This window comes from Pseudomonas sp. MF6755, from assembly GCF_016405635.1.
Lineage (GTDB): Bacteria > Pseudomonadota > Gammaproteobacteria > Pseudomonadales > Pseudomonadaceae > Aquipseudomonas > Aquipseudomonas haemolytica.
Genome location: NZ_JAEKDA010000004.1, coordinates 58,226 through 82,473 on the forward strand (window position 1 = coordinate 58,226; position 24,248 = coordinate 82,473).

The window sequence follows — 24,248 nt, forward strand, 5'->3', positions numbered from 1 at the left end:
GTGTTGTTTACGATTGATTGATGGAATTTTTCATGTCCAGGTTTTCTGCTGACACCCGTTTGGGCTGTACCCCCGTGCTCGCCGTTCTGTGTGGTGCCTTGTTGGCGCCCCACGCGCAGGCTGAGGATCACGAATTGAGCCCCACGGTGATCACCGCGATTGCCCCCAGCTCACCGCTGACGGTCATCACCAACCCCAAAGACCCACGCCAACCGGTGCCCGCCAGCGATGGCGGTGACTACCTCAAAACCATCCCCGGCTTCGCCCTGGTGCGCAACGGCGGCACCAATGGCGACCCGGTGCTGCGCGGCATGTTCGGCTCACGCCTGAATATCCTCACCAACGGCAGCATGATGCTCGGCGCTTGCCCGGGACGGATGGATGCGCCCACCTCGTACATCTCGCCGGAAACCTACGACAAGCTGACCGTGATCAAAGGCCCGCAAACCGTGCTCTGGGGCCCGGGTGCGTCAGCCGGCACCATCCTGTTCGACCGTGAACCCGAGCAGTTCGGCGAGTTGGGCACGCGGGTCAACGCCAGTGTATTGGCCGGCTCCAACGGGCGCTTCGACAAGGTCATCGACGCCGCTGCCGGTGGGCCATTGGGCTACGTGCGGGTGATCGGTAACCAGGCTCATGCCGACGACTACAAGGACGGCAACAACAAGACGGTCGCCTCGCGCTACGACAAATGGAACGGCGATGTCGCCGTAGGCTTCACCCCCGACGCCGACACCCTGCTGGAACTCACCGCAGGCCGTGGCGATGGCGAAGCACGCTACGCCGGGCGCGGTATGGACGGCTCGCAGTTCCTGCGCGAAAGCCTGGGCCTGCGTTTCGAGAAGTCCAATATCGGCGAGGTGTTGGACAAGGTCGAAGCCCAGGTCTACTACAACTACGCCGACCATGTGATGGACAACTACAGCCTGCGCGTCCCCTCGGGCACCGGCATGATGGCCGGCCCGATGGCTTCCAATGTCGACCGCCGCACCCTCGGCGCACGCATCAAGGCAACCTGGCGCTGGGCCGATGTGCAACTGATCGGCGGCGTGGATGCACAGACCAACGAACACCGTGCACGCAGCAGCATGGGCATCGACACCTACAAGGACCTGCCGCGCAACAAGGACGCCAACTTCCACAACTACGGTGTGTTTGGCGAATTGACCTGGTACGCCGCCGACAATGACCGCCTGATCACCGGGGCGCGCCTGGACCGCGCCTCGGCCAAGGACTTCCGCCAACGCACGGGCTCGGGAATGATGTCCCGCCCGAACCCGACCGCCGACAATACCCGCGCCGACACCTTGCCCTCGGGCTTTGTGCGCTACGAGCACGACCTGGCAGACACGCCCACCACCCTCTATGCGGGCCTGGGCCACGCGGAACGTTTCCCGGATTACTGGGAACTGTTTTCCCCCAACACCGGCGCAGTCGGCTCGGTGAACGCCTTCGACGGCGTGAAGCCTGAGAAAACCACCCAGCTCGACTTTGGCGCGCAATACAAATCGGCCGACCTGGAAGCCTGGGCTTCGGGGTACATCGGCCAGGTGCGCGACTTCATCCTGTTTGACTACAGGCCCGGCATGATGGGCACCACCTCCCAGGCGCGCAATGTCGACGCACGCATCATGGGCGGCGAATTGGGCGCGGCCTACAAGCTGACACAGAACTGGAAAGCCGATGCCAGCCTCGCCTACGCCTGGGGCAAGAACAGCAGCGATGGCAAGGCCCTGCCGCAGATGCCGCCGCTGGATGCACGTTTCGGCCTGACCTACAGCGAAGACGATTGGAGTGCCGGCGCCTTGTGGCGCGTGGTGGCGGCGCAGCACCGCATCGACCCGAACAAGGGCAACGTGGTCGGCAAAGACTACGACAAGAGCGGTGGCTTCGGCGTGTTCTCGCTGAACGCAGCGTACCGCATCAATAAAAACTTCAAGGTCAGCACTGGCGTCGACAACCTGTTCGGCAAGGCCTACGCCGAACACTTGAACCTGGCCGGTAACGCCGGGTTCGGCTACCCGGCCAATGACCCGCAGGCCATCAAGGAGCCCGGTCGAACCCTCTGGACCAAAGTCGATATGAGCTTCTAAAAGCATCGGGAGCAAGCCCCCTCCCACATTTGATCGGGTTCACATATTTTGATGTGTGAACACATTCAATGTGGGAGGGGGCTTGCTCCCGATGGCGGTGTAACTGGTCCAGAAAAACTAAAGCCTTGCGGAGCACCTGATGACTACTCAAAAAGTTTCCTTCTACAACCTGGCCTGGCGCTGGCACTTCTACGCCGGGCTCTTCGTCGCACCGTTCATGGTGATGCTGGCCCTGACCGGCATCATCTACCTGTTCAAACCCCAGCTCGACCCGTTGATGTACGCCGACCTGCTCACGGTGCCCGCCGCCGAGCACGCGCTGAGCGCCGACGAGCAACTGCAACGGGCCAAGGCCGCTTACCCCCAGGCCGCGATCAGCAAATACCTGCCCCCGGTCGACGCCACCAGCAGCGCACAGTTCGTCATGCAAAAGGACGGGCGCGAAGTCACACTATTCGTCGACCCCTATCGCGGCACCGTGCTCGGCGAACAGGACGCGAAATACAACCTGCAAGCCATCGTCCGCGCCCTGCATGGAGAGCTGATGATCGGCACCCTGGGTGATCGCCTGATCGAACTCGCCGCCGGCTGGGGCGTGATGCTGGTGGTGTCTGGGCTGTACCTGTGGTGGCCGCGTGGCAAGTCATCGGCGGGTGTGCTGTGGCCGCGTTTGAATAGCCGTGGCCGGCTGTTCTGGCGCGACTTGCATGCCGTCGCCGGTTTCTGGGGCGCGGCCTTTTTGCTGGTGATGCTGCTCAGCGGCATGACCTGGACCGGCTTCTGGGGCAAGCAATACGCCGAGCTGTGGAACACCTTTCCGGCAGCGATGTGGACCAACGTGCCGCAGTCCGACCAGCAGGCGCGCATGCTCAATACGGCCAGCCAGCAAACCGTGCCCTGGGCTCTGGAAAACACGCCGATGCCGATGTCCGGTGACCATGCCGAACACATGAACCATGGCGCCATGCACGCGGGCCCTGCCTCGCCGACCGTGCGCCTGCAACAGGTGGTCGACCTGGCCCACGCACGCAAGGTCGAGCCCGGCTACAGCATCACCTTCCCCACCACCGCCACCGGCGTGTTCACCGTTGCCGTGTTCGCCAATGACCCCCGCAACGACGCCACCCTGCATGTGGACCAGTACACCGGCAAGGTTCTCGCCGATGTGCGCTGGGAACACTACAACGCCGTCGCCCGCGCCACCGAAACCGGAGTGATGTTGCATGAGGGCAAGATGTTCGGCTGGGTCAACCAACTGACCGTGCTGCTGATCTGCTTGATGATCCTGCTCAGTGCGGTCAGCGGCGTGGTGATCTGGTGGATGCGTCGGCCACAGGGTGGGCTGGGTGTGCCGCCGCTGCGCCATGACGTGCCGAAGTGGAAAACCGCAATGGTGATCATGCTGGGGTTGGCGATTATTTTCCCGTTGGTGGGGGCCTCCTTGATTGTGGTCGGTTGCCTGGATGGCGCTTGGTCATTCTGGCGCAACAAAAGAGCAGCGCCGTACTGCGGGGAATAAGCAGTACGCGCGTGCTGAGCGATTGGCGGGCTGTTTTTATCGGCCTGATGCGCAAGCCTTAAGCGCGCCCCGTTGTAGCGCACAGCCACGCACCTGGCACCTCGACCTGCCTTTTCCTGGTGCGCCGCCCCCTTACAGCCGCGGGCGGAGCGACCATTTCATGCCTTTTTCCGACTCGGCACAGCGCTTGCAATCACCTCCTCAACTTGCCCCTCATAACAGTGCTGAGTTCACGGAGATCACACCATGCAGCGTCGTAGCTTGATCAAGGCTTTAACTTTGTCGGCATCCATTGTTGCCATGGGCCTGACCTGGACCGTGCAGGCCGCCGAGACCATCAAGGTTGGCATCCTGCATTCGTTGTCCGGAACCATGGCGATTTCCGAAACCTCGCTCAAAGACATGGCGTTGATGACCATCGACGAAATCAACGCCAAGGGCGGTGTGAACGGCAAGATGCTCGAACCGGTGGTGGTGGACCCAGCCTCCAACTGGCCGCTGTTCGCGGAAAAAGGCCGGCAGCTGCTGACCCAGGACAAGGTCGCCGTGGTGTTCGGTTGCTGGACCTCAGTGTCGCGTAAATCGGTATTGCCGGTGTTTGAAGAACTCAACGGCCTGCTGTTCTACCCAGTGCAATACGAAGGTGAAGAGATGTCGCCGAACGTGTTCTACACCGGTGCAGCGCCGAACCAGCAGGCGATCCCGGCGGTGGAATACTTGATGAGCGAAGAAGGCGGCAGTGCCAAGCGCTTCTTCCTGCTCGGCACCGACTACGTGTACCCACGCACCACCAACAAAATCCTGCGTTCGTTCCTGCATTCCAAAGGCGTGGCAGACAAAGATATCGAAGAGGTCTACACCCCGTTCGGCCACGCCGATTACCAGACCATCGTCGCCAACATCAAGAAATTCTCCGCCGGCGGCAAGACCGCAGTGGTCTCCACCGTCAATGGCGACTCCAACGTGCCGTTCTACAAGGAGCTGGCCAACCAGGGCCTGAAGGCCACCGATGTACCGGTGGTGGCGTTCTCGGTGGGTGAAGAAGAACTGCGCGGCATCGACACCAAGCCGCTGGTGGGCAACCTCGCCGCCTGGAACTACTTCCAGTCGGTGGAGAACCCGGCGAACCAGAAGTTCGTCGCCGATTGGAAAGCCTACGCCAAGAAGCACAACCTGCCGGGCGCGGACAAAGCCGTGACCAACGATCCGATGGAGGCCACCTACGTGGGCATCCATATGTGGGCGCAGGCGGCCGAGAAAGCCAAGTCCACCGACGTCGACAAAGTACGTGAAGCCCTGGGCGGCCAGACCTTCGCCGCGCCGTCGGGTTTCACCCTGACCATGGACAAGACCAACCATCACCTGCACAAGCCGGTGATGATCGGTGAGATCCAATCGGACGGGCAGTTCTCGGTGGTGTGGCAAACCGAAGCGCCGATTCGCGCGCAGCCGTGGAGCCCTTACATTCCGGGCAATGACAAAAAGCCGGATTACGCCGTGAAGAGCAACTAAAGCCCGGCTCGGTCTAAATGTGGGAGGGGGCTTGCTCCCGATAGCGGTGGGTCTGTGACAGATGCTTTGCCTGACACGCTGCTATCGGGAGCAAGCCCCCTCCCACACTGTCCCCGCATAATCAGGACATTTTTGTATGCCCGCTGCCCTCTACCGCTTGACCCTGGCCTTGCTGCTGTTACTGCCCTTGGCCGCACACGCCAGCGACGCCGAGGACTTCCTCAGCGCCAACCCGACACAACAAGCCAAGCTCCTCCAGGACTGGGCCGCACAGCCCGACCCGGCACGCATCGAGCTGGTGGACGCGCTGCAACAAGGCCAGCTCACGCTCAACGGCGAAACCAAGACCGTGCGCCTGAACAATCGCCTGCGCGGCTTGATCAATAACGTCCAGGCCAGTCAGCAATTGCTCGCCGCTGACCCCAAGGTGCGTCTGGCGGCAGCGCGTACCCTGCAAAAAAGCGCTGTGCCTGCACAGCTGAAATTCCTCGACCAGCAGGTAGCCGCCGAGACCGACGAGGACGTACACACCGCCCTCAGCCTGGCCCTGGCCAACCTGCAACTGGTGGACAGCGACCCGGCCGTGCGCCTCGCTGCCGTGCGCTTGCTCGGCAGCACCGGCGACCCGCTGGCGCGCACGCGCCTTGAAGCGCTGCTGGCGCCGGGCGTTGAGGCCGACGCCGCCGTGCACACCGCCGCCGAGACCAGCCTGGCTCAGGTCAAACGTAAATTGATGTTCGGCGAGATCCTCGGCCAGGCCTTCAGCGGCATGTCGTTAGGCTCGATCCTGCTGCTCGCGGCCTTGGGCTTGGCGATCACCTTCGGCCTGCTCGGCGTGATCAACATGGCCCACGGCGAGATGCTGATGCTCGGCGCCTACTCCACCTATGTGGTGCAACTGATGATGCAGCGCTATGTACCCCAGGCCATCGAGTTCTACCCGTTGATCGCGCTGCCGGTGGCGTTCTTCGTCACCGCGGCCATCGGCATGGCGCTGGAGCGCACGGTGATTCGCCACCTCTATGGCCGGCCGCTGGAAACCCTGCTCGCCACCTGGGGCATCAGCCTGATGCTGATCCAACTGGTGCGCCTGGTGTTCGGTGCGCAGAACGTCGAAGTATCCAACCCCGCCTGGTTGTCCGGCGGCATCCAAGTGCTGCCCAACCTGGTGCTGCCGTACAACCGCATCGTGATCATTGCCTTCGCGCTGTTCGTGGTGGTGCTCACCTGGCTGCTGCTGAACAAGACACGCCTGGGCCTCAACGTGCGTGCCGTCACCCAGAACCGCAACATGGCCGCCTGCTGCGGCGTGCCTACCGGGCGCGTAGACATGCTCGCCTTTGGCCTCGGCTCCGGCATCGCCGGCCTTGGCGGCGTAGCGCTGAGCCAGATCGGCAACGTCGGCCCGGACCTGGGCCAGAGCTACATCATCGACTCGTTCCTGGTGGTGGTGCTCGGCGGCGTCGGCCAGTTGGCCGGTAGCGTCATGGCCGCGTTCGGCCTGGGTATTGCCAACAAGATTCTTGAGCCACAGATCGGCGCCGTGCTCGGCAAGATCCTGATCCTCGCGCTGATCATTCTGTTTATCCAGAAACGCCCGCAAGGACTCTTCGCACTGAAAGGACGGGTGATCGACTGATGAACCAGCCATTGATGCTTACGGCCACGCAAAAGGCCGGCCCCAAGGTGACCATTGCCGTCGGCGTGGTGATCCTCGCCGTGCTGCTGGCGTTGCCCCTGCTGTCGCTGTTGCCGCCCGACAACGCCTTTCATGCGTCGGCCTACACCCTGACGCTGGTGGGCAAGATCCTCTGCTACGCCATCGTCGCCCTCGCGCTTGATCTGGTATGGGGCTACGCCGGCATGCTGTCCCTCGGTCACGGCCTGTTCTTCGCCCTGGGCGGCTACGCCATGGGCATGTACCTGATGCGCCAGGCGTCCGGCGATGAGTTGCCAGCGTTCATGACCTTTTTGTCCTGGACCGAGTTGCCCTGGTACTGGGCCGGCACCGACAACTTCCTCTGGGCCTTGTGCCTGGTGGTCTTGGCGCCTGGACTGTTGGCGCTGGTGTTCGGTTTCTTCGCCTTCCGCTCGCGGATCAAGGGCGTGTATTTCTCGATCATGACCCAGGCCCTGACCTTTGCCGGGATGCTGTTGTTCTTTCGCAACGAGACCGGCTTCGGCGGCAATAACGGCTTTACCAATTTCCGCAGCATCCTTGGTTTCGGCATTACTGAACCGGGCACGCGGGCGGTGCTGTTCGTGGCCACGGTGCTGTTGCTGGTGGCGAGCCTGTACATCGGCTGGCGCCTGGCGCAGAGCAAGTTCGGCCGGGTGCTGACTGCATTGCGGGACGCCGAGAACCGTCTGATGTTCTGCGGCTACGACCCACGCGGCTTCAAGCTGTTCGTGTGGGTGCTGAGCGCGGTGCTGTGCGGCCTTGCCGGCGCGCTGTATGTGCCGCAGGTGGGCATCATCAACCCCAGCGAAATGTCACCGACCAATTCCATCGAAGCCGCTGTGTGGGTGGCGTTGGGCGGGCGCGGCACGCTGATCGGGCCGTTGCTCGGCGCCGGCGTGGTCAACGGCATGAAGAGCTGGTTCACCGTGGCCTTCCCGGAGTACTGGCTGTTCTTCCTCGGGGCGTTGTTCATCATCGTCACCCTGTACCTGCCCAAGGGCGTTATCGGCCTGCTGAAGAAATGAGGAACGTCATGCTTGAACCTATTTTCGATGCGGGCAGCGGCCGCGATGCGATTGGTATCGGCCAGGCGGCGGGCAAAGGGCTCAACACCCGCCACGGCACCATCCTGACCCTGGAAGATATCAGCGTCAGCTTCGATGGTTTCAAGGCGCTCAACGACCTGAACCTGTATATCGGTGTCGGCGAATTGCGCTGCATCATCGGCCCCAACGGCGCGGGCAAGACCACGCTGATGGACGTGATCACCGGCAAGACCCGGCCCAGCCACGGCAAGGCCTGGTTCGGCGAAACCCTGGACCTGACCAGCATGAGCGAAGTGCAAATCGCCCAGGCCGGTATCGGGCGCAAGTTCCAGAAACCCACGGTGTTCGAAGCCCTGAGCGTGTTCGAAAACCTGGAGCTGGCGCAGAAAACCGACAAGTCGGTGTGGGCCAGCCTGCGCGCGCGGCTGAGCGGCGAGCAGAAAGATCGAATTGATGAAGTGCTCGACACCATCCGCCTCACGGCCTCGGGGCAGCGCCCGGCTGGGTTGTTGTCCCACGGTCAGAAGCAGTTCCTGGAAATCGGCATGCTGCTGATGCAAGACCCGCAACTGTTGCTACTGGATGAACCGGTGGCGGGCATGACCGACGCCGAAACCGAATTCACCGCCGAATTGTTCAAGCGCCTGGCGGGCAAGCACTCGTTGATGGTGGTGGAGCACGACATGGGCTTTGTCGGCTCGATTGCCGACCACGTCACCGTGTTGCACCAGGGCAGTGTGTTGGCCGAGGGGTCGCTGGAACAGGTGCAGGAAAATGAGCGAGTGATCGAGGTTTACCTCGGTCGCTAAGGAGAAGTGAACATGCTGCAAGTCGACAAGCTGCACCAATACTACGGCGGTAGCCACATCCTGCGCGGGCTCTCCTTCGACGTGAAGATCGGCGAAGTCACCTGCCTGCTCGGGCGTAATGGCGTGGGCAAGACCACGCTGCTTAAGTGCCTGATGGGTTTGCTGCCCGCCAAAGAAGGCGTGGTGAATTGGGAAGGCAAAGCCATCACCGGTTTCAAGCCGCACCAGCGCGTGCATGCGGGCATCGCCTACGTGCCCCAGGGCCGGGAGATTTTTGGCCGGTTGACGGTGGAAGAAAACCTGCTGATGGGCCTGTCGCGTTTCCCTGGCTCAGAGGCCAAGGAAGTGCCCGCCTTCATCTACGAATTGTTCCCGGTGCTGCTGCAAATGAAGCATCGGCGCGGCGGCGATCTGTCCGGCGGCCAGCAACAGCAGCTGGCGATTGGTCGCGCCCTGGCCAGCCGCCCGCGCCTGTTGATTCTCGATGAGCCCACCGAAGGTATCCAGCCGTCGGTGATCAAGGAAATCGGCGCAGTGATCAAGAAACTCGCGGCGCGTGGCGATATGGCGATCCTGTTGGTGGAGCAGTTCTACGACTTCGCCGCCGAGCTGGCCGACCAATACCTGGTGATGTCACGCGGTGAGATCGTCCAGCAAGGCCGAGGTGAAAATATGCACAGTGAAGGTGTGCGCGGGTTGGTTACCATCTAATCTGTAGCGTCCTAACAATAAGCCCTAAAACATGAACCTGCCCGTTTCCCCTGCCCTGTTCACCCCCAGCTGGCACGCCGAGCTGGAACTCGGCTACGCGCGTTTCGGTGACATCACACGCCCGGTGCTACGCCGCCACCTTGGCCCGCTGCGGGTGCAAAAGCATCTGTATGCAGAAGGCCCCGAGGTGTGCCAGCACATCATCGTGCACCCGCCCGGCGGGATTGCCGGCGGTGACCGCCTGGACATCAGTGCCCATGTCGGCGCGGGGGCCTGGGCGCAATTGACCAGTCCTGGTGCAGCCAAGTGGTATCGCGCCAGCGGCCCGGCCTTTGCGCAACTTGAACTGACGGTAGAAGCCGGCGCGACACTGGAGTGGCTGCCCCAGGAAACCATCGTGTTCAGCGCTGCCCAGGCCGAACTCACCACACGTATTGACCTGCAAGGCGATGCCAGGCTGTTCTACTGGGATGTGGTCGCCCTCGGCCGCCCCGCCAGTGGCGAGCGCTTTGACCTCGGCCACTTTCAATCGCACCTGGATATTCGCCGCGACGGGCAGTTGCTCTGGCATGAGCGCCAGCGCATTGTGGGCGCCGATGGGTTGCTGGATTCGCCTATCGGGCTGGATGGGCAACCGGTGTTTGCCACGTTGCTGGTGACCGGCGAGATAGACCCTGAATTGCTTGAACAATGCCGCTCACTGCCCCACGCGGTGCGCGGCGATTTGACCCAATTGCCCGGGCTGCTGGTGGCGCGTTGCCTGGCTGAGGAAGCGTTATTGGCGCGGGGTTGGTTGATTGATTTATGGCGATTGCTGCGCCCAGCCGTACTGGGCCGCGAAGCCGTTTCACCACGAATCTGGAGCACATGAAGATCAAAATGTGGGAGGGGGCTTGCTCCCGATGGCGGTGTATCAGGCACAGGTGCATTGCCTGACACTCAGCCATCGGGAGCAAGCCCCCTCCCACAGGGGATCTGCAGTGTTTTTACGAATGTATTTCACGACGGACTGAACCATGGACCTGACCCCACGGGAAAAAGACAAACTGTTGATCTTCACCGCAGGCCTCGTCGCCGAACGCCGCCTGGCACGCGGGGTGAAACTCAACTACCCGGAAACCATCGCCTACATCTCTGCCGCCCTGATGGAAGGCGCCCGCGATGGCCGCACCGTGGCCGACCTGATGCACTACGGCACCACGCTGCTCAGCCGTGAGCAAGTGATGGAAGGCATCCCGGAGATGATCCCGGACATCCAGGTGGAAGCCACGTTCCCCGACGGCACCAAGCTGGTGACTGTCCACCAGCCCATTGCGTGAGGCACTGCGATGATTCGTGATGCAACCGAACACGACCTGCCGGCGATCCGCGCTATCTACAACGACGCGGTGCTCAACACCACGGCGATCTGGAACGAACAACCGGTAGACCTGGCCAACCGCCAAGCCTGGTTCAGCGCACGCCAGGCGCAGCAATACCCGATCCTGGTGGCGGTGGAAAACGATGAAGTCACAGGCTACGCCTCATTCGGCGACTGGCGCCCCTTCGAGGGCTTTCGCTACAGCGTCGAACACTCGGTGTACGTGCGCAACGATCAACGCGGCAAGGGCCTTGGCCCACGCCTGATGCAAGCGCTGATCGAGCGTGCCCGCAGCTGCGGCAAACACGTGATGGTCGCGGCCATTGAAAGCGGCAACCTGGCGTCCATCCGCCTGCATGAGCGCCTGGGTTTCATTACCACCGGGCAGATGCCCCAAGTGGGTATCAAGTTCGGCCGCTGGCTGGACCTGACTTTCATGCAACTGACATTGAATCCGGGCGTCGAGCCGCCCAAGGAGTGAGATCGATGAGCGCTGCACAATTGCGTCGAGTGAATGCTGAAAGTTTTGCCCATTACCGCTTGGGTTTGATTGAGCTGTTGCTGGACGCGGTGCAGCATGGCGCTTCGGTGGGCTTCATGGCCGACTTCGATGAAGCCCAGGCCCGCGCCTATCTGCAGGGGGTGCAAGCCAGTGTCGAGGACGCCAGCCTGTTGCTGTGGGTGGTGGTGCGTGACGAGCAAGTGATCGCCAGCGTGCAATTGGCGCTGTGCCAGAAAGCCAACGGCCTCAACCGCGCCGAAGTGCAAAAGCTGCTAGTGCACAGCAGCGCCCGCCGTCATGGCCTGGGCCAGCAATTGATGAACGCCCTGGAACTCGCCGCACGCCAGCACAAGCGCGGCTTGCTCTATCTGGACACCGAGGCCGGCTCCGGTGCCGAAGCCTTCTACCAGTCGCTGCACTACACCAAGATCGGTGAACTGCCCGACTACTGCCAAAGCCCGGACGGGCGCTACAGCCCGACCGCCATCTACTTCAAGACTCTGGGGCAACCTGCATGATTCCTGGTGAATATCAGATCCAGCCTGGCGACATCGAACTGAATGTCGGCCGGCGCACCGTCACCCTCGGCGTGGCCAACAGCGGCGACCGGCCGATTCAGGTGGGCTCGCACTACCATTTTTTCGAGACCAATGACGCGCTGGAGTTTGACCGTGCAGCAAGCCGTGGCATGCGCCTGAATATTCCGGCTGGGACGGCAGTGCGGTTTGAGCCGGGGCAGCGGCGGGAGGTGGAGCTGGTGGATCTGGGCGGTGGGCGGCGGGTATTCGGGTTTGCCGGGCGAATTATGGGTGACCTTTAGGGCCTCATCGGGAGCAAGCCCCCTCCCACATTTGAAGGTATTCACAAATCAAAGGTGGGAGCGGGCTTGCTCCCGATAGCGGTCTCACATTCAACATATCTTTATCAGGGCAACCACACATGAAAATCAGCCGCCAAGCCTACGCCGACATGTACGGCCCCACCGTCGGTGACAAGGTCCGCCTGGCCGACACCGAACTGTTCGTCGAAGTCGAACAGGACTTCACTGTCTATGGCGAAGAAGTGAAATTCGGCGGCGGCAAGGTCATCCGCGACGGCCAGGGCCAGAGCCAACTGCTCGCCCATGAAGTGGTGGACACCCTGATCACCAACGCGCTGATCATCGACCACTGGGGCATCGTCAAGGCCGACGTCGGCTTGAAGAATGGCCGCATCCATGCGATCGGCAAAGCCGGCAACCCGGATATCCAGCCCGGCGTGACCATGGCCATCGGCGCCAGCACTGAAGTGATCGCCGGCGAAGGCATGATCCTCACGGCAGGCGGCATCGACTCCCACGTGCATTTCATCTGCCCGCAGCAGATCGAAGAAGCGCTGACCAGCGGCGTCACCACCATGATCGGCGGCGGCACCGGGCCGGCCACCGGAACCAACGCTACCACCTGCACGTCCGGCCCGTGGCACTTGGCGCGCATGCTGCAGGCCAGCGATTCATTCCCGATGAACATCGGTTTCACCGGCAAGGGCAACGCCAGTCTGCCCGAGCCGCTGATCGAACAGGTCAAGGCCGGCGCCATCGGTTTGAAGCTGCATGAAGACTGGGGCACCACGCCCGCAAGTATCGACAACTGCCTGAGCGTTGCCGACCAATACGACGTGCAGGTGGCGATCCACAGCGACACCCTCAACGAGTCTGGCTTCGTCGAAACCACCCTCGCCGCCCTCAAGGGCCGCACCATCCACACCTACCACACCGAAGGCGCCGGTGGCGGCCATGCGCCGGACATCATCAAGGCCTGCGGTTTCCCCAACGTGCTGCCCAGTTCCACCAACCCGACCCGGCCGTTCACCCGCAACACCATCGACGAGCACCTGGACATGCTGATGGTCTGCCATCACCTGGACCCAAGCATTGCCGAAGACGTGGCCTTCGCCGAAAGCCGCATCCGCCGCGAGACCATTGCTGCTGAAGACATCCTGCATGACCTGGGCGCGTTCTCGATGATCAGCTCCGACAGCCAGGCCATGGGCCGCGTCGGTGAAGTGATCACGCGCACCTGGCAGACCGCCGACAAGATGAAAAAACAACGTGGCGCCCTGCCCGGCGACGGCCCGGGCAATGACAACTTCCGCGCCAAACGCTATATCGCCAAGTACACCATCAACCCGGCGATCACCCATGGTGTCAGCCATATCGTCGGCTCTATCGAAGTGGGCAAGTGGGCCGACCTGGTGCTGTGGCGCCCGGCGTTCTTCGGCATCAAACCGACCTTGATCCTCAAGGGCGGCGCAATTGCCTCAAGCCTGATGGGCGACGCCAACGCGTCGATCCCGACGCCACAACCGGTGCACTACCGCCCGATGTTCGCCAGCTTCGGCAGCTCGTTGCACGCCACCAGCCTGACCTTTATCAGCCAGGCTGCCCAGGACGCCGGCTTGCCCGAGGCCCTGGGGTTGAAGAAGCAGATCGCGGTGGTCAAGGGGTGCCGCAACGTGCAGAAAACCGACTTGATCCATAACGATTACCTGCCGGATATCGAGGTGGACCCGCAGACCTATCAGGTCAAGGCCGACGGCGTGTTGCTGTGGTGTGAGCCGGCAGATGTGCTGCCGATGGCGCAGCGCTACTTTTTGTTTTAGTGCAACCCATACTGAGTGCCGGGCGCGGCCAACAATTGCGCAACAGTTACCCGGCTCAGAAATGCTCACGCGGGTTGAACGCCGCCTTATCAGCCAGCGCCTGCCACAACGCCTTGACCTCCTCATCGCTACTTTTAGGCATCACCACCTTGAGCTGCACAAACAGATAACCGCGCTGCCCGGCCTTGTTCAGCAAGCCATGACCCTTGGCGCGCATGCGCTGGCCGTTCTGGCTGCCGGCAGGCACCTTGAGGTTGATCTTGCCGGTGAGGGTCGGCACGGCCACTTCCGCGCCCAACGCCAGCTCCCACGGCGCCAGGGGCAGGTTGATGATCAGGTTTTCGCCATCCACTTCGAACTTGGGGTGGGGCGCAAACTTGATGATCAGGTACAGGTCGCCATTGGCGCCGCCACCGATGCCCGGTGCGCCCTGCCCTTTGAGGCGGATGCGCTCGCCGTCGGCCACGCCGGCGGGGATCTTCACGTTCAGGCTCTTGGTGGTGTTGCTGACGTGCCGGCCCGAAGCGTCGTATTGCGGCACCTGGAAGTTGATCTGCTTGGACTCGGTAGACAGTGTCTCTTCAAGGTGCACCGTCAGTTGCATCTCCACGTCCTGGCCCTTGCGCCCCGTGGAGCGGCGCTGGCCGCCACCGAAGGCATCGCCGCGACCACCGAAGATCGAGCTGAAAAAGTCGGAGAAGTCCTCGGTGCCCGCGCCGCCACCATACCCACCACGACTCTGCCAGCCAGGTGGGCCCTGGAACGGCTGGCCGTGCTGGCCGTATTTGCGCAGTTCGTCGTACTCGGCTCGCTTATCGGCGCTTTTAAGCGCCTCATAGGCTTCGGACGCGTCCTTGAATTTCTCTTCGGCGTCTTTTTCCTTGCTGACATCGGGGTGATATTTGCGCGCGAGCTTGCGATAGGCTGCCTTGATTTCCTTGTCATCGGCCGTCGGCTCGACACCCAGAATCTTGTAGTAATCTTTGAAATCCATCGGCGGTTCACCATCCTTTATCGAGATCGCACTGCCCGGGGCACAACGTGCGCTGGTTTGCACCTGTTGAGGGTTGTGGCCTGGGGGGTACGTCAAAGTGTTATCGGCATCAGCCGTATGCAACAGATGTGGGGGCAAATCCCGTACTTTCAAGCGCGATTTAACGGATGGTTGGCCTACGCAAGCGCCTGCGACTGGCATACACTGCGCGGCCGTTTTTCAACCGGAACCCGATAGACATGAAAAACCCATCCCCAGCCCGTGCCTGCGGTATCGACTTCGGCACGTCCAACTCCACCGTCGGCTGGATCCGCCCCGGCGAGGAGACGCTTATCGCGCTGGAGGACGACAAGATCACCTTGCCGTCGGTGGTGTTCTTCAACTTCGAGGAGCGCCGCCCGGTGTACGGCCGCCTGGCCCTGCACGAGTACCTGGAAAACTACGAAGGCCGGCTGATGCGCTCGCTCAAGAGCCTGCTGGGTTCCAAGCTGATCAAGCACGACACCAGCGTCTTGGGCACGGCCATGCCGTTCACCGACCTGTTGGCGCTGTTTATCGGCCAGCTCAAGAGCCGCGCCGAGGCAACCGCAGGGCGTGAATTCGAGGAAGTGGTGCTGGGCCGCCCGGTGTTCTTCGTCGATGACGACCCGATGGCCGACCAGGAAGCCGAGAACACCCTGGTGGACGTGGCACGCAAGATCGGCTTCAAGGACATCTCGTTCCAGTACGAACCGATTGCGGCGGCGTTCGACTATGAGTCTACTATCGAGAAAGAAGAGCTGGTGCTGATCGTCGACATCGGCGGTGGTACGTCCGACTTCTCCCTGGTGCGCCTGTCTCCGGACCGCCGTCACAACGACAACCGCCAGAGCGACATCCTCGCCACCGGCGGCGTGCACATCGGCGGTACCGACTTCGACAAACAGCTGTCCCTCGCCGGCATGATGCCGCTGTTCGGCTACGGCAGCCGCATGAAAAGCGGCGCCTACATGCCCACCAGCCACCACATGAACCTGGCCACCTGGCACACCATCAACTCGGTGTACTCGCAGAAATCCCAGCTAGCGCTGGGCAGCATGCGCTACGACATCGAAGACACCGGTGGCATCGACCGGCTGTTCAAGTTGATCGAACAGCGCGCCGGGCACTGGCTGGCGATGGAAGTGGAAGAAACCAAGATCCAGCTGACCCACGAAGACAACCGCCATGTGCTGCTGGATCGGGTTGAGCCGGGGTTGAGCGTGGATTTGAGCCGTACGTTGTTCGAGTCCGCCATTGATGGCCTGCTGGAACGCGTGCGCAACAGCGTGACCCAATTGCTGACCGATGCTTCGGTGGATGTTGCCCAGGTGGACACGGTGTTCTTCACCGGTGGTTCCAGCGGTATTCCGGCACTGCGCCACAGCATCTCGGCCATGCTGCCGAATGCGCGGCACGTGGAAGGCAATATCTTTGGCAGTATCGGTAGTGGTTTGGCGATTGAGGCCAGCAAGCGTTACGGCTGCTGACCCGCCTCGATCTCACCAACACTGCACATTCTAATGTGGGAAGAGCGGTGCGTCGTTTCGACGTGCTCCCTCCCACAGTTTTGAGCGGTGATACTTCCTATACCGTCGCAAGAATAAAGATCCGCTTGAACGGAAACAGCGTATGCCCGTCCCTCTCTGGCGGGTAACGTTGGTGCACTCGCTCCAGGTATTGTTCCAGAAACCGTTTCCGCTCCCACTCATTCAATGCCAATAGCACAGGCCGCAGCGCCGAGACCTTGACCCAGTCAAAAATCGGCGACTGGCCCTCGACCACCTGCAGATGCTCGGTCTCCCAGATATCCAGGCCCGTGGTCAGTGGCGCCAGCAAGCGGTAGTAGCGCTCCAGCGACAGCACCGGGCGCTCGGCCATGAATTGCCGAAGTCGCGGCGTACCCAGTGGCGCGTTATCCAGCCCACCGTGCTCAAGCGTTTCGAGCATCAACGCGTACCAAGGCGCATCCCGCCAATCAGGCATGTGGGCCGCCAGGCAACCGCCGGGGCGCAATTGCGCCAACAAGCGCGGCAACAAGATTTCATGCCCGTTGACAAAGTGCAGCACGGCAGCCGCGAACAGCAGGTCCGCAGGCTGCTCAGTCTGCCAATGCTGCACATCGCACCTGTGCCAGAGCGCCTTGATCGGCAGGTAAGTGGCCTCGCTGAGCATTTGCGCGGAGCTGTCGACGCCGATCAACTCCGCCTCGGGCCAACGCTTGGCCAACAACTGGGTGGCAATGCCAGTGCCGCACCCCAGGTCATAGATGCGTTGGGGCTGCAGGAAAGCCATGCGGTCCAGCAGGTCCAGTACGGGGCGCTCGCGCAGGCGGGCAAATTGGAGATAGGCCTGGGGATCCCACTGAGTTGTGGCAGGCCCTGCCGTTGACGGCTCGGGTTTGCTGATCATGACTTAATCCTTTAGGTCAGGGTCGCTTCGCGGTTAGGCGCATAAGGCTCAGGCAGGAAGGTTGACCTGCGTCAGCTCACTATTGCCGCCCGATTACGTTCAATGTCCTGAGTGCCAGCGCCAGACCGCGCCGGGTGTACGGCTCGCGCAGCAATGACAGTAGCCCATAGAGGCTGGGAGGCGTCTCTTCAGCCTGGGTCTGCGCCATGGCCATGCGCGCCGCGTTGCCCACGCTCCAGGACACGGCCGTGGCCTGTTCAAACAACAGTGCCAGTTTCTCCACCATAGGACCATCGAGCATGTCCACCAGATCGGAAACCAACGCCAGCACATCAACGACATTGTCCATGCGCCCCTTGTCCAGCAGCGGTTGCAACTTGGTGAGCAAGGCCTCAAGCCCGGCATCCTGCTCGGGCAACTTATCCGTAACATCCATGACGATTAACGCCTCCGTGTGTCAGGTCAAAGCATTCCACGCGCTACAGCCCAGTACAGGCCTCGATTGAAGCCGGTGCGCAGCAGGCCGCCAAGCTTGCTCGGCGGGGTTGGCAGAACGTCGTGGGCGTAGTCGTACCACAGCGGCATCCCGGCATTCAGACCCATCTGTGCCACCGCCTGCACGCGCCCGTCGTACACCGCATTGGGGGCACCCAAGCGAATTTCGGCGGTGATGTTATTGGCGATCACCGGCGCCTGGTTATGGCAGGCGCCTCCGGCCTTGCTGATAGGCAGGTCGACCGTGTCACCGATGACATACACCCCCTGCAACCCATATACCTGCAGCGTTTCATGATTAGTCGGCAGCCAGCCTTCGTCATTTGCAGCCAGGGAAATGCCACTCTCGATCACCACATCCACGGCACGAATCGGCGGGGTCGCCATCAAGATGTCGAACGGCTGCTCCTCACCTTCTTCGGAATAGGCAATGCGCCGCTCGGGGTCGACCCTTCCCAAGGTGAAGTCGCGCTGGAAGCGGATATTCCTCTGCTCGAAAATACTCGACAGGGCCTCTCCGACCGGACGCTGCATGAACAGGCAATTACGCAATAGTTGGGCGACGCTGGGGTAGGTGTAGATGATTTCGACCTTGTCCCGTACACCTCGACGTCGCAGCAAATCGTCCAGCATCAGCGTGGTTTCCACCGGGGCGATGCCGCACTGGTGAGGTACGTTTGGCGTCTTGGGAAAAGACACACTGATGAAAATCCGACCCCGTTCAATCGTATGGAGCCGCTCAGCCAATTGCCGGGCCGCCGCGTATTGGTAGAAATGGTCACCCGCCTCCTTGAGGCCCTCGATACGTTCAGGCGCGGGCACGCAACCGGTGGCGATCACCAGGAAATCGAATCCGTGGCGCTTGCCACTGCGGGTATGCAGGTGCTGGCTGGCAAAGTCGAAGCGCGTGACCTCGTCCACTCGAAAGTCAATTTCCGGGCGCAGTAATGAACGCTCGGGGCGTTTCAACTCTTCCTCGAAGAACTGGTTGAAGGCCACGTACATGAATGCAGGTTTATAGAAATGATCAGGCGAGTTCGACAGCAGGGTAATGCATACCTCGCCACGCAGGATTTCCGGATAGAGCTTGGTGACCAACTGATTGGCGAGCATCGTGCCGCCAACCCCACCACCGACAATGACTATATGCTTGCTCACGCCTCGCCCTCCTTGGTCAAGACTAACTCCTTCGGGGTTAGCCTCAACCAAATCTGTGCGAAGCGCCACTGTAAAAAATCACAGTAGCCAAGACGACTTGCGAATAATGCTTATCGCAATCGGCTATTTGTCGGGAGCGGTTGACCTTAAACCATTCCCCCAAGCTTCAACTCACTCTTGAGGTACGCATAATAAATCGGCCCCGCCACCACTCCCGGCAAACCGAACGCCGCTTCAAACACCAGCATCGCCAACAGCAACTCCCACGACTTGGCACTGATCTGCCCGCCGACGATGCGTGCGTTGAGGAAGTACTCGACCTTGTGGATCACGATCAAATACCCCAGCGCCGCCACCGCCACCCAGATCGACAGCGAGAGCGCGACGATGGTGATCAAAGTGTTGGACATCAGGTTGCCGATCACCGGCAACAGGCCGAGCAGGAAGGTCAACACGATGAGGGTTTTGGTCAACGGCAGGTGGATACCACACAGCGGCAGCACCACGGCGAGGAAGATCGCAGTGAAGGCAGTGTTGAGCGCGGCGATCTTGATCTGGGCGAAGACGATGTTGCGAAAGGCCTGGACCAGCAGGTGCAGGCGGTCGAACAGGGCGGCGGCCAGGGGCTTGCGTTTGGTCAGGTCCGGCACGCGCTGCAGGGCGATGATCGCACCCAGCACCATGCCGATCAGCAGGGTGACGAACATGTGCGCGGCGTCTTTGCCGACCAGTTGCAGTTCGCTCAGGTGCTTGCTCAGCCAATCGCCGATGGCCACGCGGAATTCGGCGGCACTGGCGGGCAGGTAGGCGTCGATGAACGGCGGTAACTGGCCGCGTGCGCGGTCGACCACGCCCATGAATTTGTCGAGGGAAGCCCCGGGGTTTTCCGCTTCGTGGAGCAGGAAGCTGATAGCGCCGGCGAAAATCAATGTGAGCACGCTGACGATCAGCGTGCCCAGCAAAGCCACCGCCAACCAGCGCGCGCGCCGACCTTCGATCAGGCGTTGAAGTTGGGGGGTGAGCATGTTGACCAGTTCATAGACCAACAGGCCGGCCAGCAGGCTGGGCAGCAATTTCAGCGGCAGCACCAGCAGCAACCCGCCGAAAATGATGATGTAGCTGGCCAGCAACAACACATGACGCTGAGAAAACGTTGGCATACAGCCTCAAAACAAACGGCGTAAAAGGATGGGCAGTCTGCCAGCGTTGCAGGCATCAAGCGAGGGGGGACGACTGTGAATGCGATCAAGTGTGGGAGGGGGCTTGCTCCCGATTGCGGTGGATCAGCCAATGAATCGGTTGACTGACACGGCGCTATCGGGAGCAAGCCCCCTCCCACATTTGATCTGCAGCGCCTGCGAAATCGTGATTAACCTTTGAGGCAGGTGCTCATGAATGTCTTGCGCGCATCACCGGTCAACGCCTTGGTTTTTGCCGACGCATTGCAGTCTTTCATCTTCTGCTGTTGTGGCGTCAGGGTCTTGGCATCGTTGGCGGCAGGCGCCGACAGGCAGGTCTTCATGAAGGTCTTGCGGTCATCGCCTTTAAGGGTCTTGGTAGTCGCTTCGGCATTGCAGGTGGTCATTTTGTTCTGTTGGGCCGTGGCGGCAAAACCCTGGGAACACAGCAGCAGGCCCATCATCAACAACGGAATACGCAGCATCTTCATGGAGTTTTCTCCCTGTTACCGTGCCGAAGGGCACGGCCTACCTCGCAGTGTAGTCAAAACCTGTTACAACTTCAGCGACTACGTATATTCGACCGCCGGTACTGCTCCGGCGTGCAGCCGGCGTGGCGCTGGAACATGGCGATAAACGCCGAGGCGGTGCTGTAGCCCAAATCAAACGCCACATGTTGCACGCTGCGCTCGCTGTCCAGGGCTTCGATGGCCGCCAGGTAGCGCAGGCGCTGGCGCCATTCGCCAAAACTCATGCCCAGTTCGCGTACAAACTGGCGCGCCAGGGTGCGTTCGCTCACATGCACCTGCTCAGCCCATTGCAGCAACGGGCGATTGTCGCCGGGCTCAGCCTGCATGCCCTCTAGTACTCCCAGCAACCCGGGGTGGCGGGCGTAGGGCAGGAAGCCATCGTGAATCGGCGCCTGCCTGAGCTGGTCCACCAGCACTTGGGCCAGGCGAATATCGGCCTCGGTCTGCGGGATATTCACGTCACGCTGGGCGAAATCGCTGAGGATAGCCTTGAGAATGTCACTGATCGCCAGGGTGCACGGCGCTTGGGGCAGCTGCTCGCAGAGCGTCGGCGCCAAGCCCACCGAGCGATACACAATCGCCTGGGCGTTGTAGGAGCTGTGCTCGGTATTGGGCGGGATCCATACCGCGTACTGCGGCGGCGACATAAAGCGATTACCGGCCACCTCCATGCGCATCACGCCACTGGCCGAATAGTCCAGCGAGCCCCAGCCATGCCGGTGCGGGGTGCACTCGGTGTCAGGGGCGAAATCGGAGTAGCGGAAGTACACAGGGCCCGGCAGGCTGGAAAAATCCGCGAGGCGTACGGTATGTCTGGCCATGTTGTCTGGATTCAGAGGTCAGTTGTCTGGATCGCAGTATAGGCTTCGATCCAGACAGGGGATAATCCCGCCTCGTCAACACACTGGGTTTCTTTCGATGCAATACGCGTATCCGCTGCTGGCCATCTTTATCTGGGCCGGCAACACCGTGGTCAACAAACTGGCCGTGGGTTCGATCTTTCCGGCTGAAATCGGCTTTTACCGCTGGCTGCTGGCGGCGCTGCTGTTTACCCCGTTCATGCTCAAGCCGGTAATCGCCAACTGGGCGCTCATCCGCCCGAACCTCGGCAAGATTTTTATCCTCGGCGTGCTGGGCATGGCGGTGTATCAAAGCCTGGCTTATTACGCGGCAACGCTGACCAGCGCCACCAACATGGGCATCATCCTCTCGCTGATGCCGCTGATGACCCTGACCGCCGCCATTGTCAGCCTGGGCCAACGCCTGACCTTTGGCGCGCTGACCGGTGCGGTGCTGTCGTTTGCCGGCGTGGTGGTGGTGGTGTCGGCCGGCAGCCTGGGCGCGCTGCTGCAACATGGGGTCAACCTGGGCGACGGCATGATGCTCATTGCCACACTGGCGTACGCGGTCTACAGCACCCTGCTGAAAAAATGGCAACTGCGCCTGCCGCCGTTGGTACTGCTGTATCTGCAAGTGCTGGTAGCGGTGGTGGTGTTGTTCCCGCTGTATCTGTTCTCGGCCAAGGCTGGGTTGGGCTGGGCAAATATTCCGCTGGTGCTGTATGCGTGCCTGTTGGCTTCGATGCTCGCGCCATTGGCCTGGATGCATTCGGTGAAGACCCTGGGGCCAAGCCGGACCACGCTGTTTTTCAACCTGCTGCCATTGATTACCGCGTTGATTGCGGCGGTGGTGTTGAAGGAAGAGCTGGCGCTGTATCACTTGGTGGGCGGTTTGCTGACGTTGGGCGGGGTGATTTTGTCGGAGCGCTGGACGACGCCGGTTGGCCGTAGGGTCAGTGTTGCCTGACATATCGCCTTCGCGAGCAAGCCCGCTCCCACATTTGACCGAGATCCATCTTTGGAATGCGGTCTAGTGTGGGAGCGGGCTTGCTCGCGAAGAACGATAACGCGGTGTACCCGCTAAACCCCGGCCGCCTTGAGCCGCCGGGCATGCTCGACAAACAGACGAATCGGCTCGGCCCCCTTGCCCACCAGCCCCATGGATTGGTTGACGATATCGAAATGGTCCAGGGCGTAGTCATCGCCGATCACCGTGCCCAAGTGTGAGCTGTAACGCCCGACCATACCGTCGCATTGGCCCTTCTCCCGCACAAAGCTGCGGGCGAACAAGCGACAGCTACGGTGGGTGCCGTCCAGCAGGTTGCGCCCGCGATCGGTCTTGCCCGGCTGCAAGGTGCCGGACCATGAGTAGTAGCGCACGCCGTTAACCTCCTCAATGCCCTGCCCGCCCCATTCCTGGGGCAACCCCTGGGGATATTGGCGATTGAAAAGCGCCACGCCCGCGCTGGTCAGGGAATGGTGCGAAGCCTGCAGGTCGGCCTTGAAGCGCGGCCCGCGATAGCCGGTTTCCAGCAACCCCATTACCCAGGCAACCAGATGAAACACTGCGCTCATCAGGCGCCCTTTGACGCTGTCGGCGGGGTAATGGGTGTGGATATGATCGGCCAGTTCCGAGCCATGGTTGGGCCCGGCCACCGAGGTAACCGACGCCACCCACTCCGGGCACTTGGCCGCCGCATAACGGGCGGTGAGCGAGCCCTGGCTATGGCCGATCAGGTTGACCTTCTCAGCGCCGGACTCCCGAAGAACCCGCTCGATCTGCGCCAGCAACTGCTCACCGCGTACTTCGTTGGAGTCCAACGGCGCTACTTGGACAGGAAACACCCGCGCCCCACCGGCTCGCAGCGCTGGAACGATCCCGTACCAGTAGGGGAAAAACCCCACGCGTACGAAGCCAAGCATGCCAGGCACCAGCACCAGGGGGTAACGCGTGGCTAACGACTGCGACATGAGTCGAACGTCCTTGATCATGAGAGGATGAAGGCAGACTAGCCCAATCCAGCGACGCGAAGATGACACTCCCAGGCAAATCCAATAAAACTTTTTGTCCCGCCCAAGACTCACAACTGATAGCGATCACGCCGGCAGAGCGTGGCGTAAAACCGGATTAGCCCCAGGAGATTGAAATGACTGAAGCACACTTGACTGACATTGCGACCCTGCGCAGCCGCGCCCGCCAGAATGTCGAAAACGGTGCCGTGACGGAAGGCTACGACGCCGACCGCGAAGAAATCATCCGTCTGCTCAACGAGTCGCTGGCCACAGAACTGGTCTGCGTGTTGCGCTACAAGCGCCACTACTTCATGGCCAGCGGTCTCAAAGCCAGCGTCGCCGCTGATGAGTTCCTTGAGCATGCCACCCAGGAAGCCGAGCATGCCGACAAACTGGCCGAGCGCATCGTGCAACTGGGCGGCGAGCCGGAGTTCAACCCCGACCTGCTGTCGAAGAACTCCCACGCCCAATACGTCGCAGGCAACACGCTCAAAGAAATGGTCTACGAGGATCTGGTGGCCGAGCGTATCGCGGTGGACAGCTACCGTGAAATCATCCAGTACATCGGTGATAAAGATCCGACTACCCGTCGCATCTTTGAAGACATCCTGGCCCAGGAAGAAGAACACGCCGATGATATGGCGGATATTCTGCAAGATCTGTAACCCGCAACACTGCAATACCCATGTGGGAGGGGGCAGCAGCCCCCTCCCACATTTGCTTTCAGGCGCAGTCAGT

24 protein-coding genes are annotated in these 24,248 nt (G+C 61.4%); 16 read left to right on the top strand and 8 right to left on the bottom strand.

Annotated features, from left to right (window positions below; translation table 11 throughout):
• Positions 1 to 32: 32 nt before the first annotated feature.
• From JFT66_RS05910 to ureC, 13 genes are all read left to right on the top strand, one after another.
• Entirely contained in the window at positions 33 to 2,093 is a 2,061-nt protein-coding gene (locus tag JFT66_RS05910; RefSeq protein ID WP_198858965.1) for a TonB-dependent copper receptor, read from the top strand.
• 139 nt (positions 2,094 to 2,232) lie between these two features.
• Complete coding sequence (locus JFT66_RS05915) at positions 2,233 to 3,612, top strand: PepSY-associated TM helix domain-containing protein (RefSeq protein WP_233097029.1); 1,380 nt, start codon at positions 2,233 to 2,235, stop codon at positions 3,610 to 3,612.
• Positions 3,613 to 3,858: 246 nt separating this feature from the next.
• Entirely contained in the window at positions 3,859 to 5,124 is a 1,266-nt protein-coding gene (gene urtA / locus JFT66_RS05920; RefSeq protein WP_198858966.1) for an urea ABC transporter substrate-binding protein, read from the top strand.
• A gap of 136 nt (positions 5,125 to 5,260) precedes the next feature.
• Positions 5,261 to 6,763 carry an urea ABC transporter permease subunit UrtB gene (urtB, locus tag JFT66_RS05925; RefSeq protein WP_153838759.1) on the top strand — a complete coding sequence of 501 codons (1,503 nt, stop codon included), beginning with the start codon at positions 5,261 to 5,263 and terminating at the stop codon, positions 6,761 to 6,763.
• Positions 6,763 to 7,830, top strand: coding sequence for an urea ABC transporter permease subunit UrtC (urtC, locus tag JFT66_RS05930; RefSeq protein ID WP_198858967.1), 1,068 nt, complete (start codon positions 6,763 to 6,765; stop codon positions 7,828 to 7,830). Before urtB ends, urtC begins: the two co-directional genes overlap by 1 nt.
• Positions 7,827 to 8,660, top strand: a complete 834-nt coding sequence (gene urtD / locus JFT66_RS05935; RefSeq protein WP_198858968.1) for an urea ABC transporter ATP-binding protein UrtD — start codon at positions 7,827 to 7,829, stop codon at positions 8,658 to 8,660. Before urtC ends, urtD begins: the two co-directional genes overlap by 4 nt.
• Positions 8,661 to 8,672: 12 nt before the next feature.
• Positions 8,673 to 9,371 (top strand): urea ABC transporter ATP-binding subunit UrtE, encoded by a 699-nt coding sequence (urtE, locus tag JFT66_RS05940; protein ID WP_034117495.1) that lies wholly within the window; start codon positions 8,673 to 8,675, stop codon positions 9,369 to 9,371.
• Positions 9,372 to 9,402: 31 nt separating this feature from the next.
• Positions 9,403 to 10,242 (top strand): urease accessory protein UreD, encoded by an 840-nt coding sequence (locus JFT66_RS05945; RefSeq protein ID WP_034117494.1) that lies wholly within the window; start codon positions 9,403 to 9,405, stop codon positions 10,240 to 10,242.
• Positions 10,243 to 10,387: 145 nt separating this feature from the next.
• The gene (ureA, locus tag JFT66_RS05950; RefSeq protein ID WP_003171437.1) at positions 10,388 to 10,690 is read left to right on the top strand and encodes an urease subunit gamma; all 303 of its coding nucleotides are present in this window, start codon (positions 10,388 to 10,390) and stop codon (positions 10,688 to 10,690) included.
• 9 nt (positions 10,691 to 10,699) lie between these two features.
• On the top strand, positions 10,700 to 11,212 hold the full coding sequence (locus JFT66_RS05955; RefSeq protein ID WP_034117493.1) for a GNAT family N-acetyltransferase: 513 nt from the start codon (positions 10,700 to 10,702) through the stop codon (positions 11,210 to 11,212).
• 5 nt (positions 11,213 to 11,217) lie between these two features.
• On the top strand, positions 11,218 to 11,751 hold the full coding sequence (locus JFT66_RS05960; RefSeq protein ID WP_153838756.1) for a GNAT family N-acetyltransferase: 534 nt from the start codon (positions 11,218 to 11,220) through the stop codon (positions 11,749 to 11,751).
• Positions 11,748 to 12,053, top strand: coding sequence for an urease subunit beta (locus tag JFT66_RS05965; protein ID WP_034117491.1), 306 nt, complete (start codon positions 11,748 to 11,750; stop codon positions 12,051 to 12,053). Before JFT66_RS05960 ends, JFT66_RS05965 begins: the two co-directional genes overlap by 4 nt.
• A 119-nt stretch (positions 12,054 to 12,172) precedes the next feature.
• The gene (gene ureC, locus JFT66_RS05970; protein ID WP_034117490.1) at positions 12,173 to 13,873 is read left to right on the top strand and encodes an urease subunit alpha; all 1,701 of its coding nucleotides are present in this window, start codon (positions 12,173 to 12,175) and stop codon (positions 13,871 to 13,873) included.
• A gap of 55 nt (positions 13,874 to 13,928) precedes the next feature.
• On the opposite strand, the gene JFT66_RS05975 is transcribed toward ureC, so the two are convergent.
• Entirely contained in the window at positions 13,929 to 14,867 is a 939-nt protein-coding gene (locus tag JFT66_RS05975; protein WP_034117489.1) for a DnaJ C-terminal domain-containing protein, read from the bottom strand.
• Between the two features lie 239 nt (positions 14,868 to 15,106).
• On the opposite strand from JFT66_RS05975, the gene JFT66_RS05980 reads away from it, so the two are divergent.
• Complete coding sequence (locus JFT66_RS05980) at positions 15,107 to 16,375, top strand: Hsp70 family protein (protein WP_034117488.1); 1,269 nt, start codon at positions 15,107 to 15,109, stop codon at positions 16,373 to 16,375.
• Between the two features lie 97 nt (positions 16,376 to 16,472).
• Here JFT66_RS05980 and JFT66_RS05985 read toward each other — a convergent pair whose 3' ends face one another.
• The 6 genes from JFT66_RS05985 to JFT66_RS06010 all read right to left on the bottom strand — a co-directional run bounded on the left by JFT66_RS05985 (position 16,473) and on the right by JFT66_RS06010 (position 21,479).
• Positions 16,473 to 17,297, bottom strand: coding sequence for a methyltransferase domain-containing protein (locus tag JFT66_RS05985; RefSeq protein ID WP_153838754.1), 825 nt, complete (start codon positions 17,295 to 17,297; stop codon positions 16,473 to 16,475).
• Positions 17,298 to 17,376: 79 nt separating this feature from the next.
• Complete coding sequence (locus JFT66_RS05990; protein WP_034117486.1) at positions 17,377 to 17,733, bottom strand: DUF1641 domain-containing protein; 357 nt, start codon at positions 17,731 to 17,733, stop codon at positions 17,377 to 17,379.
• 26 nt (positions 17,734 to 17,759) lie between these two features.
• Positions 17,760 to 18,950 (bottom strand): NAD(P)/FAD-dependent oxidoreductase, encoded by a 1,191-nt coding sequence (locus tag JFT66_RS05995; protein ID WP_198858969.1) that lies wholly within the window; start codon positions 18,948 to 18,950, stop codon positions 17,760 to 17,762.
• 146 nt (positions 18,951 to 19,096) lie between these two features.
• Positions 19,097 to 20,110, bottom strand: a complete 1,014-nt coding sequence (locus JFT66_RS06000; protein ID WP_034117484.1) for an AI-2E family transporter — start codon at positions 20,108 to 20,110, stop codon at positions 19,097 to 19,099.
• 209 nt (positions 20,111 to 20,319) lie between these two features.
• Positions 20,320 to 20,619, bottom strand: coding sequence for a PsiF family protein (locus tag JFT66_RS06005; RefSeq protein WP_198858970.1), 300 nt, complete (start codon positions 20,617 to 20,619; stop codon positions 20,320 to 20,322).
• Positions 20,620 to 20,690: 71 nt separating this feature from the next.
• A complete protein-coding gene (locus JFT66_RS06010; RefSeq protein ID WP_198858971.1) occupies positions 20,691 to 21,479 on the bottom strand; it encodes an AraC family transcriptional regulator in 789 nt (262 codons plus the stop codon).
• A gap of 97 nt (positions 21,480 to 21,576) precedes the next feature.
• Between JFT66_RS06010 and JFT66_RS06015 the strand changes: the two genes are divergently transcribed.
• The gene (locus JFT66_RS06015) at positions 21,577 to 22,464 is read left to right on the top strand and encodes a DMT family transporter (RefSeq protein ID WP_198858972.1); all 888 of its coding nucleotides are present in this window, start codon (positions 21,577 to 21,579) and stop codon (positions 22,462 to 22,464) included.
• Between the two features lie 113 nt (positions 22,465 to 22,577).
• Here the strand turns inward: JFT66_RS06015 and JFT66_RS06020 are convergent, their stop codons facing one another.
• On the bottom strand, positions 22,578 to 23,468 hold the full coding sequence (locus JFT66_RS06020) for an esterase/lipase family protein (protein WP_034117481.1): 891 nt from the start codon (positions 23,466 to 23,468) through the stop codon (positions 22,578 to 22,580).
• Between the two features lie 176 nt (positions 23,469 to 23,644).
• Here JFT66_RS06020 and JFT66_RS06025 point away from each other — a divergent pair, with 176 nt between their 5' ends.
• Positions 23,645 to 24,175 (top strand): ferritin-like domain-containing protein, encoded by a 531-nt coding sequence (locus JFT66_RS06025; RefSeq protein WP_034117480.1) that lies wholly within the window; start codon positions 23,645 to 23,647, stop codon positions 24,173 to 24,175.
• The last annotated feature ends 73 nt before the right edge of the window (positions 24,176 to 24,248 follow it).